The following is a 16,029-nucleotide window of genomic DNA, read 5'->3' as shown; positions in this document are numbered from 1 at the left end:
TCAGGCGCGGGCGAGCGCCAGAACGGCGTTGAGCCCGCCGAACGCGAAGGCGTTGGAGAGCGCGACATCGATCCGCGCCTCCCGCGCGACGTTCGGCACGATGTCGAGCGCGCAATCGGGGTCGGGCTCGCGGTAGCCGATCGTGGGCGCGACGATCCCGTCCCGCAGCGCCATGAGGCAGGCCAGAAGCTCGACCGCGCCGGTCCCGCCGATCAGATGCCCATGCATCGACTTCGTCGACGAGATCACCAGTCTTTCGGCATGCCCGCCAAACACGTCGCGAACGGCCGCGCATTCGGTGCGGTCGTTCGCCGTCGTCCCGGTTCCATGCGCGTTGATGTATCCGACCCTCTCGGGAGCGAGACCTGCATCGCGGAGCGCGCCCGCGATCGCGCGGACCGCTCCGTGCCGGGACGGCGTGACGATGTCGCCCGCATCCGAGGTCATGGCGAAGCCCGCGACCTCCGCCAATATCTCCGCCCCGCGTGCCAGGGCGCGGTCGCGCTCCTCGAAGACGAACACTCCCGCGCCTTCGCCCTGCACCATGCCCGTACGCGTGGCGCAGAACGGACGGCAGGCCTCCTTCGACATGACGCGCAGACCTTCCCACGCCTTCACGCCGCCGAAGCAGAGCATCGCCTCGCTTCCGCCCGTGAGCATCACGTCGGCGAGGCCCGTGCGGATCATCTGCGCAGCCTGTCCCATCGCATGGTTCGAGGACGCGCAAGCGCTCGCCACGGTGAAGGACGGCCCCTGTAGGTTGTAGGTCATCGAGATGTGGCTCGCGGCCGCGTTGTTCATCAGGCGCGGGACGATGAAGGGATGGACCCGGTTCTTTCCCTCTTCGTACACCGCGCGGTAATTGTCGTCCTGCGTGTTGAGCCCGCCCCCGGACGTGCCGAGCACGACGCCCGCCCGCTCCGCGAGCGCCCCGTTGAACGCGATTCCCGATTGCGCCACCGCCTCTGCCGCGGAGAGAAGGGCGAATTGCGTGAAGCGGTCGTAGAGCGACAATTGCTGACGGTCGAAATGCGCGGTCTCGTCATAACCGCCGACCTGTCCCGCAATTCGAACGGAAAGCCGGTCCACGTCGCGGATCTCGAGAGGTCCTATGCCGCAGCGTCCCTCCTGCATCGCATCGAGCGTGGCGGGGACCGAGGCACCGAGCGGATTGATCGTGCCCGCGCCGGTAATGACGACACGCCTCACGTGGTCTGGTCCGCGACCAAACTCTTCACGGCGGCGACGATCGAACGGACGGAGCTGATATCAAACGCACTCCCCTGAGGATCGTTGGCGTTGAACGGCACGGAGATATCGAACTCCTCCTCGATCGCGAAGATCGCTTCGACGAGGCCCATACTGTCGATGCCCAGATCGACGGGGGTATCGGTCATCTTCACATCGGACGGTTCGAGCAGCGCCTGCTCGGCGATGATCCGGACCACCCGTGTCTCGACATCCGATGTCATGCCTCAGCCCCTTCGTTCCCGGGGCTGATTTAGTCGCTCGGCCCCGGATTTGGAACCGCTTTCTGGGATCCGAACCGATCGCGCAGGAGCCGCGGCAACCGGCGGAGGGCCTTGTACATCTCCACGTGCTGATCCATCCGCACGGCGGGATAGCCCATCATCACCCGTCCCGACGGCACGTTCGAGAGCACCCGTGTGGCGCCCGAAATGATGACGTCGTCGCCGATCCGGAGATTGTCCGCCGCACCCGCGCCACCGCCGAAGACCACCCGGTCGCCGACGATCGTCGAGCCCGCCAGGCCGCTCTGCCCGGCCATCAGGCAGTCGCGTCCGAGCACGACGTTGTGGGCGATCTGGACGAGGTTGTCGATCTTGCAGCCATCGCCGATCCGGGTGGCGCGGATCGTCCCACGGTCAATGCAGGTGTTGACGCCGATCTCCACGTCGTCGCCGATCTCTACGCCCCCCAGCGAATGTATGCGGGTCCAGCTCTGCGCGCGGATTTCACCCTGCTCGCCCATCGTCTCCCGCGCAGCCTCCACACCCGATTTCTCCGGTGTGACGAAGCTGAACCCGTCGGCGCCGATCGTCGCGCCAGGATGGGCGGTAAAGCGATCACCGATGCGGACGGAATGCATGATCCGTACGGCAGGATGCAGGAGGACATCGCGCCCGATCGTCGTCTCGGGTCCGATCACCGTCTGTGCCCCGATCCGTGCGCCTGCGCCGATCCGCACGCCACGCCCGACGACGACGAAAGGGCCGATCGCGGCCCCTTCCCCGATCTCCGCACTCGCGTCGATCACGGCCGTCGGATGGATGCCTGGCGTGATCTCCGGTCCCGGATCGAGTGCCTGCGTGAGATGGGCCATCGCAAGCCGCGGCCGAGGCACGAAAAGCGCGGCGGAAAGCCCGAGCGCCCTCCAATCCCCGCCCTCCCAGAGGATCGCGGCCTTCGCGGAACCGTCGCCGAGGCGTTCGGCATAAGCGGGGCGCATGGCGAGGGCGAGGTCCTCCGGACCGGCATCGCCGGGCTCCGCGGCACCCGATATCGGCAGCGTTCCATCGCCTTCGAGCCGCGCGCCGAGCCGCTTGGCAATGTCGCCCAAGGTCATTCGCATGAGGCTTCTCCGCAATCCGCGCGGAGACTAGCTGCCGATCTCTCCGAGGACCACCCCGGCCCGCCCGAGTGCCGCGAGGAGCGCGGCATCGCGGCCGTATATATCGGCGCGATAGCTCATTCCGCCAGCGGGCTTCGCGATGGCGGTCCGGTAAACGAGATGGACGGGGACGGGAACGTCGAGCGACACGCGCGTCTCCCGTCCGCTGCGCAAACGCCTCTCGTAGAAGGTGCCGGGATCGTCGGTCTGCGCGGCGAGGAGTGCGCGGGCGAACCCGGTCGGATCGCTTAGGCGGATGCAGCCGTGCGAGTATGCGCGAACCGGCTGAGAAAAAAGACCTTTCGCCGGAGTATCATGGAGATAGATATTGTACTTGTTTGGAAACATGAACTTCACGCGACCGAGCGCATTCCTCTCTCCCGGCGGCTGCCGCATGGAAAAGGGGAAATTCGCGGCGCTGTACTGCGCGAAGCCGCGGGCGCGATTCACAGGCGTTCCGCGCCGGTCGACGATCTCGAGCTGGCCATGGGCCCAGGGGTTTTGCCGCAGGTCGGGAAGATATTCGTTCACGGTGATCGAGCGGGGAACGTACCACGTCGGATTGATCACCATGTGATCCATGCTGTCGGAGAATTCCGGCGTTTCCCGGTCTTCGGCATTCTTACCGATGACCGAACGGGTCGCGAAGGTCACCTTGCCTCCGTCGACGATCTTGGCCGTGAAATCGGTCAGGTTTACCCATATATGTCGCGCCCCGAGATCGCGCGGCAGCCAGCGCTCGCGCTCCATCGCGACGATGATCTGCCCCAATCGATCCGATGCGGCAATATTGAGTGCCGTGCGCGTCGCCGCGCCGACGATTCCGTCGGAAACCAGACCGTGATCTTTCTGAAACGTCTCGACCGCGCGCCGGACCGCGGCGTCGTAGCGAAGACGAACCGTGGGGGCCAGATATCCCATCGAGATCAGCCGGTCGCGCAGGACCGCGACGTCGGGTCCTTCCGATCCGGGTTCCAGATGTCCCGCCGGGACAGGCGCATTCCAGCCGCCCCGGGCGATGACGTCCTCGAGCTTGCGCTTCTCTCCGAGAAGGCGGCGATATTCCGGCGATTGCGGCGCCAATCGCGCAAGGGCCTGACGCGGTTGAGGGCCGGCGATCGCGCGCAGGAGGTGGGCGTCGTCGCGCCGGACGGGCCGCCGCTTGATCCCCGGCACGACCGTCGATGGGTCAAGGATACCGGTCGCGAGATCCGAGGCATAGGCGAGATACGCGCGGCTGAGCGCCACGTCCGCCCGCGCGCGTTCCGACGGGGTCCGCGCTGCGGCGAGGATGGTGCGAAGCGTCTCCGGATCGTAGTTCAGTGGCGGCAAACCGTGCAGTTCCGCCTGCGCGAACGCCTCGATCAGGGCCGCGCGGCGGGCGCGATCCGGGCGATCGTCCCCGGTCCAGAGGGGGGCGTAACGCGTTTCGCGGTAGAATTTCGACAGCGCGGGTTCATCTGCCGCCGCTTCCGCGAGCGACTGCATGAAGGGCGTGACGGTCTGCGCGCTCAAGGGCCCGGCGAGGACGAGCGTCATCGCCGCGACCCCGATCCACCGTTTGGCCAAATGTCCGATCATCGTCGATCCTCGTCAAAGCGTGCAGCGCCTCGTCAAAGGCGACAACACGATCACGGCAGCACCCGGTCCGAACCGTCCAGTCACGTTTCCTCAAGGAGGATCGATTGACGTGACGAGGAGCGCATGTGCCACGGCGCAGAGGCCATGAGCGGCTTTTTGCTCACACCGGGAACCTTTTTTCGACGGTGATAACGCGGACTTGGTTAACGAGATCCTTTCGTGCCATAGAAAAGGGGCGTCGATAAATCGGCGCACAATAATCGCGATCAACGCGAAATACAGGCAACGGAAACGGGACAGGATTCCATGACTTCAACAGTTTCGACTGGGTTCTCCAGGCGTGCCTTGTTGGGCGCATTCGCGGCGGCGAGCATTGCAGCCGCTCCAACGACTTCCTCGGCCTTCGGGTTCCTGCGCGGCGCCGGCGATATCCGCCGCATCAAGATGTACAACGGGCGGACGGGCGAGAGCATCGACACGATCTACTGGATCGAGGGCAAGTATGTCGGCCCCGCCCTGCAGGAGATCAACTATTTCATGCGCGACTGGCGCAACAATCAGGTCAGGGAGATCGACCCGCGCACCGTCGACATCATGAGCGCGGCGCATGGACTGCTCGACACGTCGGAGCCGTACATGCTGATCTCCGGCTACCGCTCGCCGCAGACCAACGAGATGCTCCGGCGCCGATCGAGCGGGGTCGCGAAGAATTCTCGGCATCTCAGAGGCGAGGCTGCCGACCTGCGGCTCAAGTCGCGGTCCGTGTCGCAGATGTACCGCGCCGCCGAAGCCTGCGCGGCCGGAGGCGTCGGGCGTTATTCCCGGTCGAACTTCGTCCACATGGATTGCGGACCGGTGCGCAGCTGGGGCAGCTGACCCCTTTGCCATGCGCGAGAACGGTCCATGCGAAGGCCCGCCGATCCACTGGCGGGCCTTCGCATGTCAGGCCGTTGCGTAGAACCCGTTTACGACATCCGGCAAGCTCGTCCCGCTGATCTCCGGCGCGTCCATCGCCGGGGATATGGCACCTTTGCGGGCGACATATCCCGCCCTGAGGCCCGCGCGCATCGCGCCGAGACAATCCCAGCCATGACAGGCGACGAGTGCCACGTCCTTCGGCTCGAGCCCCGCGGCATCTGCCGCGTGGAGGTAGACCTGCCGCGCGGGCTTCCAACGGCCGATCTCGTCGATAGAGATCACGCGGTCCACCTTCTCCCGCAGACCGGAGCGCTCCAGGAGCGTCTCCGTCACCGCGGCATTGCCGTTCGTCAGCGCGATGACCATCGCGCCTTCCGAGCGGACACGCTCCATTGCCGGGGCGACGTCGGGATGGGCCGGGAGTTCCGTGAAACCGTCGAGCACGTCATCCGCGGCGTTCCCGTCGAGGCCCATCGTCGCGAGGACACCCGCGGCCACCTCCCGGAAAGGGCGGTAGACCCCGCAGGCATCGAGCGCGAAGGCGTCGCGCAGGAGTTCGGCGAAGAACTGTTCCAGGTAGCGCCCGTCGGGTCCTGCCCGCTCCAGCCGCGGCCGGAGCGGCTCCAGCGAGAAGCAGGTCTCGACCATGTCGAAGGCGATGGCGCGGGGCGGCGATCCTGTCATGCTCAAGGTCACCCGCCCGCGGTACGCGCGAGCCGGGCGGCGCGAAGCCGGGCGAAATCGTCGCCCGCGTGATAGCTCGACCGGGTAAGCGGCGTGGCGGAGACCATGAGGAACCCCTTGCCCCACGCGGCCTTCTCGTAGCTCGCGAATTCCTCCGGCGTGACGAAGCGGTCGACCGCGTGATGCCGCGATGTCGGCTGGAGGTATTGTCCGACCGTCAGGAAATCGACATCCGCCGCGCGCATGTCGTCCATCACCTGATGGACCGCCTGCCGCGTCTCTCCGAGACCCACCATGATGCCCGACTTCGTGAACATCGTCGGATCGAGTTCCTTCACCCGCTGCAGGAGGCGCAGGGAATGGAAGTACCGCGCGCCCGGACGCACTTCGGGATAGAGGCCGGGAACGGTCTCGAGGTTGTGGTTGAAGACGTCCGGCTTCGCCGCGATGACCGTCTCCAGCGCCTCCGGCCCGCAGCGCAGGAAATCGGGCGTCAAAACCTCGATCGTCGTGCCGGGCGATTGGCGTCGCGTCGCGCGGATCGTCTGCGCGATGTGCTCCGCCCCACCATCCGAGACGTCGTCGCGATCGACGGAGGTGATGACGACGTGGTTGAGGCCGAGCTTCTTGACCGCATCGGCGACGCGACCCGGCTCGAAGACGTCGAGCGCATCGGGGCGGCCCGTCGCGACATTGCAGAACGTGCAGCCGCGGGTGCAGATCTCGCCCATGATCATCATCGTGGCGTGACCTTGCGACCAGCATTCGCCCACGTTCGGACAACCCGCCTCCTCGCAGACCGTGACGAGCTTGTGCTCCCGCATGATCTCCCGCGTGGCCTTGTAGCCCTCGCCAGTCGGCGCCTTGACACGGATCCAGTCGGGCTTCTTCAGGCGCACCGTCTCGGGTCGGGAGGCCTTCTCGGGGTGTCGCTGTGCGGGGATTTTCAGATCACGGGGCATGACGGACTCCTTCTCACCCTCAATTAGGTGATCGCCGCGCGGAAGTCCAAGATGCGTTGGTCTCTTCGTCACGCGATTCTCTGCGTTTCGTCGTCGCGGAGCGTCTTTCGGCCCGACGATCCTTATCAAGGCGGCGGCGGCATCCCCATCTGTCCCAGAGACAGGCCCAATGACGGCCCTTCGCATTCCCTCTGAAGTTTGTTAGAACGATTCCAAACTACAAAAAAAGAACAGGAGCCAGACATGGCCGACAAACCACGCCTCACGACGACCGCCGGGGCCCCCGTCCCGTCGAACCAGTTCAGCCAGACCGCCGGTCCCCGCGGCCCGATCCTCCTCCAGGATTATCAGCTGATCGAGAAGCTCGCCCATCAGAACCGCGAGCGCATTCCCGAGCGCGTCGTCCACGCCAAGGGCTGGGGGGCGCTCGGCACGTTCAAGGTGACCCACGACATCACGCAATACACCTGCGCCAAGGTCTTCAGGCCGGGTACGAAGACCGAAGTGCTGTCGCGCTGGTCCACCGTCGCGGGCGAAAGCGGCGCGGCCGATGTCGAACGCGACGTGCGCGGATTCAGCCTCAAGTTCTACACCGAGGACGGCAATTGGGACATGGTGGGCAACAACACGCCCATCTTCTTCGTGCGCGACGCCTACAAGTTCCCGGACTTCATCCGCACGCAGAAGCGTCACCCGAAGACCAATCTCCGCTCACCCGAAGCGATGTTCGATTTCTGGGCCGCGCAGCCCGAAAGCGTGCACCAGGTGACGATCCTGATGTCGGATCGCGGCATCCCGACGAACCCGATGCACATGAACGGGTATGGGTCGCACACGTTCAGCCTCTGGAACGAAAAGGGCGAGCGCTACTGGGTGAAGTTCCACTTCAAGACCCAGCAGGGCCACGCGCACTACACCAATGCAGAGGCCGAGAAGATCATCGGCTCGACGCGCGAGAGCTATCAGGAAGATCTCTACAACGCCATCGAGGCGGGCGATTTCCCGAAATGGACGCTCTACATCCAGGTGATGAACGAGGAGGATGCGGGCAAGCAGGATTTCAACCCGTTCGATCTCACCAAGGTCTGGCCGCACGGTGACTTCCCGCTGATCGAGGTGGGCGAGCTGGAGATGAACCGTAATCCGGAAAACTACTTCCAGATCGTGGAGAACGCGGCGTTCTCGCCGTCGAACGTGGTGCCGGGTATCGGCTACAGCCCCGACAAGATGCTGCAGGCCCGCGTCTTCTCCTATGCCGACGCGCACCGTTACCGGCTTGGCACGCATTACGAGATGCTGCCCGCCAACGCGCCTCGCGCCGCGGCCGTGAACCATTACCACAAGGATGGTTCGATGCGGTTCTTCTCCAACGATTTCGGCAACCCGAACGCCTATTACGAGCCGAACCAGTATGACGGCCCGGTCGCCGACGAGAGCGCGAAGGAGCCGCCGCTTCGCATCGATGGCGATGCCGACCGCTACGTCCAGGCGTCCGAGGACGCGGATTTCGTGCAGCCCCGCAAGCTTTTCGAGATGTTCTCCGACGAGCAGAAGCAGCGTCTCTTTGCGAACTACGCGGGCGCGATGGGTCCGTGCTCGCAGGAGGTGAAGGAGCGCTGGTATGCCGTGCTCGAGCGGGTGCATCCGGACTACGCCGCCGGTGTGCGCAAGGCGAACGAGACGATGGACAGCGACGTGAACGCGGTCCCGATCACGGACGATACGGAAACCGAAGCGGCGGAGTGATGCTTGCCGAATATTCAACGACGAAGGGCGCCCCATGGGGCGCCCTTTTTTCATGGCGGATCGCGTGCCGCGTCAGCCGATCATCGGGGCGAGATTGCCGTAGCGCTCGAGGTAATGGCGCTGCAATCGCTGCAAGCCGATCCGAAGCACGATCTTGCCGGATCGCGCCGCCCAGCCCATCCTTCGTTCGACGGTCTCCATTCCCTCGAGATGGCAGCAGACCCGTAGCACGACATCTCCGAGACCCGGTCCCAGATCGGTCAATGCATCGGCGAGGCGGCGGCCGGCAGCTTCGGGCGACGTGCCCAGCGGCTCTATGTCGGGCGCGGTATCTTTTGAACCGGCCGAGAGCAGAAATTCGTGCCAGTCCCGTTCGCCCCCTGCGGACATCCGCGCGAGTTCGAAATCCTCCCGCATCCGCTCGCCTGCGCGGACGAGCGCATCGCTGAGGAAGAGTTCACCGTCCTTGTCGCGGCGCCGCGCGAGGGTCAGGAGAGGGCTTTCGAAATGGTTGTACCGCGCTGTGGGCGGCGCCTTCGCGTGCGTCCCGGCATCGGCTTCGCCGGTCTCGCCCTCCTCGGCCAGGAGGTGCTTCAGCGCCGACCGACCGGCGGGTTTGATGCGGTACCGTGCGATCCGTCCGGTCCCGCTCGCGGCGATCCACTCCTTGAGCGCAAGCGCCTCGGCGACCTTCGAATCGCAGACGCCGGTGCGGATCGTCTGCCCGTCCTTCGTCTCTCGCACGACGACGGCCTTCTCCATGCCCTCGGCGACGGCGAGGCAGGCGCCCGGTTCGGAAAGACGGCGCAGGATTCGGCGTGCCTCGAGCGCGATCACCTCCTCGCTCGGCATCGACGTCGTCTCGGTATTCGTCGTCATCGTGTCGGCTCCACTCTTCTGGGCGGACGGACGCGATCCGGCCCGCTGCTGTCCGAGGCGCTTCAGCGCGAGATCGATGAGAGGGTCGTCACGACGTTGCTCGCAGCGGCGTACTTGCCGCAGCACGGTCGAGGCATGACATCCGCTCTGTCGCGCCAATGCACGAATCGGCTCTCCACCGACGACATGGGCGAGATAGACCCGGACGTGATCTGGCACCCAGCCGGGCAGCGGCTCCACCATACTCGTTGACATACGTGTTCATCCCCTTCTCAACACAGCCGACACAGGGCGTCCTGTTCGCTCCGGTCAGACACAGGTAAACAACTCTTGGTTGTTATGCGTAAGGACCGTCAGCAGCTCGGCGGCCCTTAAGGGAATGATGCGTAAAAATTAATGCAGATCCACCGAATAGTTCCCCCCAAACCGGCCTAAAGCAACACCCCTATAAGTTGTGCCACCGTCGGATCAGGCGTCATTCCGAGGAGTGGAACACATGCAAGATATCCACAGTCATCTTCGCACGATCAAGCGACCCCGCCTGCTGATCAGCGCAGCGCGATTCGGCCTGTCGGCCTACAACAGGGATCTCGAGATTCCGCGTCTCTTCGTAGGCGAATCGGTTCCCGGCCCGGCCGATCTGATACGGACCCTGGCGAACATGGAGATGGAGATCGACGTCGAACGCCGCGACAGGAAGGCGACCTATTCCGCGCAGCGCCATATCGCGATCCTGGTGGCACTCATGGCCGAAAGCCGGCGGCTGACGCTTGTCGCCGACGCGCCGGCGACGAGGACGACGCCGCCGGTGGATCGGATGCCTCAGCCGAACGCATCCGGCATCGAGGCCTTGCGGCGCGCGACGTAGTCGGCAAGTGCCTCGCTGGTCGCCGCATCGATCGGTGGGGCCTGATACTCCGCAAGAAGTTTGGCTACGCGCGCGGAGGCCAGCGTCTGGCTGTCGCGAGAACCTTCGTCGGACCATGTCTCATAGGGCTTGTAGTCGAAGATCTCGGTCCGCCAGAACGCGTCCTTGAAATTCGCATGGGTATGCGCGCAGCCGAGGAAATGTCCTCCCGGACCGACCTCGGCCAGCGCATCCATTGCCTGTCCGTTCTCGCTCAGATCGATTCCACGAGCGAGATTGTGCAGCACGCCCAGCTGATCGGCATCTAACACGAATTTCTCGTAGCTCGAGACGAGCCCGCCTTCGAGCCAGCCGCAGGAATGCAGCATGAAGTTCACCCCCGCGAGCAGCCCCATGTTGAGACTGTTCGCCGTCTCGTAGGCCGCCTGCGCATCAGGCAGTTTCGAGCCGCAGAAGCTCCCGGCGCTACGATAGGGCAGACCCAGGCGCCGCATCAGCTGGCCCGCGCCATAGGTGATGAGCGCGGCCTCGGGCGTTCCGAAAGTCGGCGCGCCCGAGTTCATGTCGATGGACGTGACGAAGGCCCCCGCGACGATCGGCGCACCGGGCCGGACGAGCTGCGAATAAGCGACGCCCGCCATCACCTCGGCCAGAACCTGCGTGAGCGTACCCGCCACGGTGACGGGCGCCATCGCGCCACCCACGATGAAGGGCGACAGGATGCAGGCCTGGTTCGCACGGGCATAGGTTTCGAGCGCACCCATCATGGTCACGTCGAACGTCAGGGGGGAGTTGATGTTGACGAGCGAGGTCATCACCGTGTTCTCGGCGACGAATTCCTTGCCGAAGAGAATTTCGCACATTTCCACGGAATCGGCGGCCCGCGACGGCTCCGTGACCGATCCCATGAACGGCTTGTCCGACAGCGTCATATGCGCGAGCAGCATGTCGAAATGCCGCTTGTTGACCGCGATGTCGGTGGGCTCGCAGACCGTTCCACCCGAATGGTGGAGCCATTTCGACATGTAGCCGAGCTTCACGAAATTCCGGAAATCCTCGATCGTGGCATAGCGGCGGCCGCCCATCGCATCGTGCACGAATGGCGGGCCGTAGACCGGCGCGCAGACCATGTTGCGTCCGCCGACGACGACGGAACGTTCGGGGTTGCGGGCATGTTGCGTGTATTGCGACGGTGCCGTCGCGCAGAGCTTGCGGGCGAGGCCGCGCGGCAGGCGAACCCGTTCGCCCTCGATCTCGGCACCTGCCTCCCGCCAGAGATCGAGCGCCGCGGGGTTCTCGGAGAAGACGACACCGATCTCTGCGAGGATGGTGTCGGCATTGGTCTCGATGATCTCGATCGCTTCGGCGGTCAGGACCTCGAAGTTCGGGATGTTGCGTTCGATATAGCGTGCCGCCTCGATCCGGACGGCCGTGCGCTCCGCCCTCCGGGCCGCCCCGCCGCCACCGCTCCGACCCCGCCTGCGCGTTTCGCTCGCTTCCATCGCTCGTCCCTTTCCGTTTCGCCCCGTCTAGGCCGAAGCACTCCCGCTGCATCGACGGATTGCGCCCTCTCATGCGCAGAAACGACATTCCCGGATGTTCGGCGGCGCTTGCGTCGCACAGGGGGCTGGACTACGAGCCCTCGCATGACGGAAACAGCCGACATCGCCCCTGCACACCAGGCCAATCACCAGAAGCTGCTGATCGTCGATTTCGGCAGCCAAGTGACGCAACTCATCGCCCGGCGCCTGCGCGAGCTCAGCGTCTATTGCGAGATTCATCCGTTCCAGACCGTCACGCCAGACTTTCTCGCGGAATTCGAGCCGCGCGCGGTGATTCTCTCCGGCGGTCCGGCGAGCGTTCCCGATCCGGGCTCGCCCCGCCCCCCGATGGAAATCTTCGAGCTCGGCGTGCCGATCCTCGGGATCTGCTACGGCCAACAGGTGATGGTGCAGATGCTGGGCGGCGAGGTCGTGCGCACGCCGGGGACGGCGGAGTTCGGACGCGCCTATGTCTCCCCCGGAGAGGAACGGCTGGAGCTTCTCAGGGGCTGGTTCCATGGCGAGCGGGAGCAGGTCTGGATGAGCCACGGCGATCATGTCGCCCGCCTTGCTCCCGGCTTCGAGGTCTACGCGACCTCGCCCGGCGCCCCCTTCGCCGTCATCGCCGATCCCGAACGGCGCTTCTTCGGCGTGCAGTTCCACCCGGAGGTGCACCATACCCCGCATGGAAAGGTCCTCTACGAGAACTTCGTCGCGCTTGCGGGCTTTACCGGCGACTGGACGATGGGCGCCTATCGCGAGCAGGCGGTGCAGGCGATCCGCGACCAGGTGGGCGACGCGCGCGTGATCTGCGCGCTCTCCGGCGGGGTCGACAGTTCTGTCGCGGCGCTCCTCATTCACGAGGCCATCGGCGAACAGCTCACCTGCGTCTTCGTCGACCACGGGCTTCTGCGGAAGAACGAGGCGGAGGAGGTCGTGGGCATGTTCCGCGACCACTACAACCTGCCGCTCGTCCATGCCGACGAAAGCGATCTGTTCCTCTCCCGACTGGAGGGCGTCAGCGACCCCGAACAGAAGCGCAAGATCATCGGCGGCCTCTTCATCGACGTCTTCGACAAGCACGCGGGCGAGATCGGCGGGGCCGAGTTCCTCGCACAAGGCACGCTTTATCCCGACGTGATCGAGAGCGTCAGCTTCGCGGGCGGGCCGTCTGTCACGATCAAGTCGCACCACAACGTGGGCGGCCTGCCCGAGAAGATGGGCATGAAGCTCGTCGAGCCGCTTCGCGAACTCTTCAAGGACGAGGTCCGCGCACTTGGGCGCGAGCTGGGCCTGCCCGACCGCTTCATCGGGCGCCATCCGTTCCCCGGCCCCGGCCTCGCCATCCGCTGCCCGGGCGAGATCACGCGGGCGAAGCTCGACATCCTGCGGGAGGCGGATGCCATCTTCATCGACCAGATCCGGCGCCATGGCCTTTACGACGAGATCTGGCAGGCTTTCGTGGCGATCCTGCCCGTCCGCACCGTGGGCGTCATGGGCGACGGGCGGACCTACGATTACGCCTGTGCGCTGCGGGCGGTGACGAGCGTCGACGGGATGACGGCCGATTACTACCCGTTCGATCACGATTTCCTCGGCGAGACGGCCACCCGCATCATCAACGCCGTGCCGGGCATCAACCGTGTCACCTACGACATCACCTCGAAGCCGCCGGGCACCATCGAGTGGGAATAAGCGGCGGGCGGGCGCAGTTCTTGCGCGGGCCGGAACCGGGATGATTTGGATCGAGGGACGGCTCGTCTGCGCGACGTCCGAAGAGGCGGAAACGGTTCGCGCGCATCTTGCCGAGCATATCCGGCTCAGTCGCGCCGAACCGGGCTGTCTGTCCTTCGAGGTCGCGCCGTCCGACGATCCGCTCATCTGGACCGTTCGCGAAAGCTTCGTGGACCGCGCCGCCTTCGATCGACACGTGAGCCGGACGCGTCAGAGCGAGTGGGGACAAGCGACTGCCGGCATTCGCCGGGACTTCGCGGAGAAGGACGCATGAGCGACCCCATTCGCGGCGCGGCGCTCTGGATGACAGGCGCGATCGTGTCGTTCTCCGCGATGGCCGTCGCCGGCCGGGAAGTGTCTTTCGCGCTCGATACGTTCGAACTCATGACCTATCGGTCGCTCGTGGGCCTCGCGATCGTCGTCACCGTATCTGCCCTTTCCGGAACGATCCGCCAGATCCCCACGCGGCGCATCGGGCTTCATGGCCTGCGCAACGTCGCCCATTTCACCGGGCAGAACCTGTGGTTCTATGCCATCACGATGATACCGCTCGCGCAGGTCTTCGCCATCGAATTCACCTCTCCGATCTGGGTGGCGCTCGCCGCCCCGTTTCTTCTCGGCGAGCGTTTGACGCGGACCCGGCTCGTGGTCGCTGCCCTGGGATTCGTCGGCGTCCTCCTCGTGGCACGCCCGACGCTCGACGGGGTCAGTTCGGGGCAGGCCGCAGCCGCGGGCGCGGCGATCTGCTTTGCGGGAACGGCGATCCTGACCAAGGTGCTGACGCGGACCGAGACGATCACCTGCATCCTCTTCTGGCTCACGATCCTGCAAGCTCTGATGGGGCTCGTCTGTGCAGGTATCGACGGGGACATCACGCTGCCCACCTCCGAAACGCTGCCCTGGCTCGTTCTCATCGGCTGTGCGGGGCTCGCTGCGCATTTCTGCCTCACGACCGCGCTGGGTATCGCGCCGGCCACGATCGTGATCCCGTTCGATTTTCTCAGACTGCCCGTGATCGCGGCGGTCGGCATGGCTCTCTACGGCGAGCCGCTCGATCCCTACGTGGTGCTCGGCGCGGCGATCATCTGTGGCGCGAACTATATGAACGTGATCGCCGAACAACGCCGCCGCCGAACCGCATCTGTTGCCCATTGAATACGATGTCTACTCGCAAAAGTTGTCCGAGCGGGAGAATGATTGACCGGTCTCGACGGCTGTCCCTATGTCGGGCTCTAGATCTTTGATCCGACATTTCGCGAGGATACGCAGGATGATGAAGTCACTCGGCCGTGCAACAGTGATCGTCCTCGTGCCGGCCGCGGCCGGAGCGGTTGGCCTCGACCGGTCAGGGCAATCCGTCGAAATCCTGTTCACCGAGGGCAACATGGTCGAGTTGACCCTGGGACGTGTCCTTCCGGATGCGTCGGGCACGGATACGGTGCTCTTCGGCGGTAGCTCGACGGGCAACGTCCTCGAAAACTTCAACCAGGCGACGCTGGCCGTTAAGTACGAGTTCGACGAGCGCTTTTCCGCGGCCCTGATCCTCGAACAGCCCTACGGCATCGACACCTCGTACCCGTCCGGTGCGGACGGATCGATCGCCCTTGGCGGAACCGAGGCGGTGGTCGACAGCGACTCCGTGACCGCGCTTCTGCGCTACCGGTTCGACGACGCCTGGAGCGTCCATGGCGGTGTCCGCTACCAGCGGATTTCGCCCTATGTCGCGCTCTCCGGCGCCGCCTACGGCCCTCTCGATGGCTACGAGGCGCGGTTCGATCGTGACGGAGATCTGGGTTTCGTGATCGGCGGCGCCTACGAGATGCCCGAGATCGCCCTGCGCGTCGCACTCACCTATTTCAGCGGAACGGAACACGAGCTTTCCACCCGGGAGACGCTGAACGGCGTCAGCGTCGCCCTGCTACCCGTGCCCTTCGGCCCTCTGTCGGAGACGAGCACCACCGATCTCGAAGCACCGGAATCGATCAACCTTGATTTCCAGACCGGCATCGCCCCCGAAACACTGCTTTTCGGATCGATCAGGTATGCGAAATACGGCGATGTGATCGTCGCCCCCACCTTCTTCGACGCGGTCTTTGAACCCACCACACCGGATTCGAGCCTTACCGACCTCGAGGATGGTTTTTCCTACACGATCGGTGTCGGCCGCCAGTTCACCGACAGGCTGAGTGCCTCCGTCGCCTTCGGGTACGACGACAAGCTCGAGGACGATCTTGTCTCCCCGCTCGCGCCCGTCAACGGCACCCAGTCGTTTTCCGTCGGCGCCGCCTATGCGGTGACCGATGCGCTGGAGGTTGCGGGCGGCGTCTCCTACATCAAGCTCGGCGATGCCCAGGCCGAAACCGGCGACGATGCGCGGGCGATCTTCGACGACAGCGACGCGTGGGGATTCGGTCTCAAGGTCGGCTACAGCTTCTAGGACCGAGCGTCTCGCCGGCCGCCATGCAAGCTCTGGGCCCGGGCCCT

At 65.1% G+C, this 16,029-nt stretch carries 15 protein-coding genes; 7 read left to right on the top strand and 8 right to left on the bottom strand.

The window, feature by feature from the left end; translation table 11 throughout:
* Genes LX81_RS05545 through LX81_RS05530 form a run of 4 tightly spaced genes read right to left on the bottom strand, consistent with a single transcriptional unit; the run spans window position 1 to window position 4,213 of the window.
* A complete protein-coding gene (locus tag LX81_RS05545; RefSeq protein WP_111536291.1) occupies window positions 1–1,209 on the bottom strand; it encodes a beta-ketoacyl-[acyl-carrier-protein] synthase family protein in 1,209 nt (402 codons plus the stop codon).
* Window positions 1,206–1,472: an acyl carrier protein gene (locus LX81_RS05540; RefSeq protein WP_111536290.1), complete on the bottom strand. Its 267-nt coding sequence runs from the start codon at window positions 1,470–1,472 to the stop codon at window positions 1,206–1,208. The genes LX81_RS05545 and LX81_RS05540 overlap by 4 nt, the downstream gene beginning before the upstream one ends.
* Window positions 1,473–1,501: 29 nt before the next feature.
* Entirely contained in the window at window positions 1,502–2,593 is a 1,092-nt protein-coding gene (gene lpxD, locus LX81_RS05535; RefSeq protein ID WP_111536289.1) for a UDP-3-O-(3-hydroxymyristoyl)glucosamine N-acyltransferase, read from the bottom strand.
* A gap of 27 nt (window positions 2,594–2,620) precedes the next feature.
* Complete coding sequence (locus LX81_RS05530; protein ID WP_111536288.1) at window positions 2,621–4,213, bottom strand: L,D-transpeptidase family protein; 1,593 nt, start codon at window positions 4,211–4,213, stop codon at window positions 2,621–2,623.
* A 306-nt stretch (window positions 4,214–4,519) separates the two neighbouring features.
* Between LX81_RS05530 and mepK the strand changes: the two genes are divergently transcribed.
* Complete coding sequence (gene mepK / locus LX81_RS05525) at window positions 4,520–5,089, top strand: peptidoglycan L,D-endopeptidase MepK (protein WP_111536287.1); 570 nt, start codon at window positions 4,520–4,522, stop codon at window positions 5,087–5,089.
* A 66-nt stretch (window positions 5,090–5,155) separates the two neighbouring features.
* On the opposite strand, the gene LX81_RS05520 is transcribed toward mepK, so the two are convergent.
* Together LX81_RS05520 and lipA are read right to left on the bottom strand one after the other, a co-directional pair.
* Window positions 5,156–5,815, bottom strand: coding sequence for a haloacid dehalogenase type II (locus LX81_RS05520; RefSeq protein ID WP_146259390.1), 660 nt, complete (start codon window positions 5,813–5,815; stop codon window positions 5,156–5,158).
* Between the two features lie 8 nt (window positions 5,816–5,823).
* Complete coding sequence (gene lipA, locus LX81_RS05515) at window positions 5,824–6,777, bottom strand: lipoyl synthase (protein ID WP_111536285.1); 954 nt, start codon at window positions 6,775–6,777, stop codon at window positions 5,824–5,826.
* Between the two features lie 243 nt (window positions 6,778–7,020).
* Between lipA and LX81_RS05510 the strand changes: the two genes are divergently transcribed.
* Window positions 7,021–8,523, top strand: coding sequence for a catalase (locus tag LX81_RS05510; RefSeq protein WP_111536284.1), 1,503 nt, complete (start codon window positions 7,021–7,023; stop codon window positions 8,521–8,523).
* A gap of 72 nt (window positions 8,524–8,595) precedes the next feature.
* On the opposite strand, the gene LX81_RS05505 is transcribed toward LX81_RS05510, so the two are convergent.
* Window positions 8,596–9,657 (bottom strand): DUF6456 domain-containing protein, encoded by a 1,062-nt coding sequence (locus LX81_RS05505; RefSeq protein WP_111536283.1) that lies wholly within the window; start codon window positions 9,655–9,657, stop codon window positions 8,596–8,598.
* A gap of 241 nt (window positions 9,658–9,898) precedes the next feature.
* Between LX81_RS05505 and LX81_RS05500 the strand changes: the two genes are divergently transcribed.
* Window positions 9,899–10,270 (top strand): DUF6477 family protein, encoded by a 372-nt coding sequence (locus tag LX81_RS05500; RefSeq protein ID WP_111536282.1) that lies wholly within the window; start codon window positions 9,899–9,901, stop codon window positions 10,268–10,270.
* Here LX81_RS05500 and LX81_RS05495 read toward each other — a convergent pair.
* Entirely contained in the window at window positions 10,225–11,772 is a 1,548-nt protein-coding gene (locus tag LX81_RS05495; RefSeq protein ID WP_111536281.1) for a trimethylamine methyltransferase family protein, read from the bottom strand. The genes LX81_RS05500 and LX81_RS05495 overlap by 46 nt on opposite strands.
* A gap of 144 nt (window positions 11,773–11,916) precedes the next feature.
* Between LX81_RS05495 and guaA the strand changes: the two genes are divergently transcribed.
* From guaA to LX81_RS05475, 4 genes are all read left to right on the top strand, one after another.
* Entirely contained in the window at window positions 11,917–13,506 is a 1,590-nt protein-coding gene (guaA, locus tag LX81_RS05490; protein ID WP_111536280.1) for a glutamine-hydrolyzing GMP synthase, read from the top strand.
* Between the two features lie 40 nt (window positions 13,507–13,546).
* Window positions 13,547–13,819, top strand: a complete 273-nt coding sequence (locus LX81_RS05485; protein WP_111536279.1) for a putative quinol monooxygenase — start codon at window positions 13,547–13,549, stop codon at window positions 13,817–13,819.
* Window positions 13,816–14,700 (top strand): DMT family transporter, encoded by an 885-nt coding sequence (locus LX81_RS05480; protein WP_111536278.1) that lies wholly within the window; start codon window positions 13,816–13,818, stop codon window positions 14,698–14,700. The genes LX81_RS05485 and LX81_RS05480 overlap by 4 nt, the downstream gene beginning before the upstream one ends.
* Window positions 14,701–14,815: 115 nt before the next feature.
* Complete coding sequence (locus LX81_RS05475; protein ID WP_234822500.1) at window positions 14,816–15,982, top strand: OmpP1/FadL family transporter; 1,167 nt, start codon at window positions 14,816–14,818, stop codon at window positions 15,980–15,982.
* Window positions 15,983–16,029: the final 47 nt, after the last annotated feature.

Source organism: Palleronia aestuarii, from assembly GCF_003253995.1.
GTDB lineage: Bacteria > Pseudomonadota > Alphaproteobacteria > Rhodobacterales > Rhodobacteraceae > Palleronia > Palleronia aestuarii.
The sequence above is the reverse complement of the archived record's forward strand: the minus strand, read 5'-3'. Positions and strand labels throughout refer to the sequence as shown.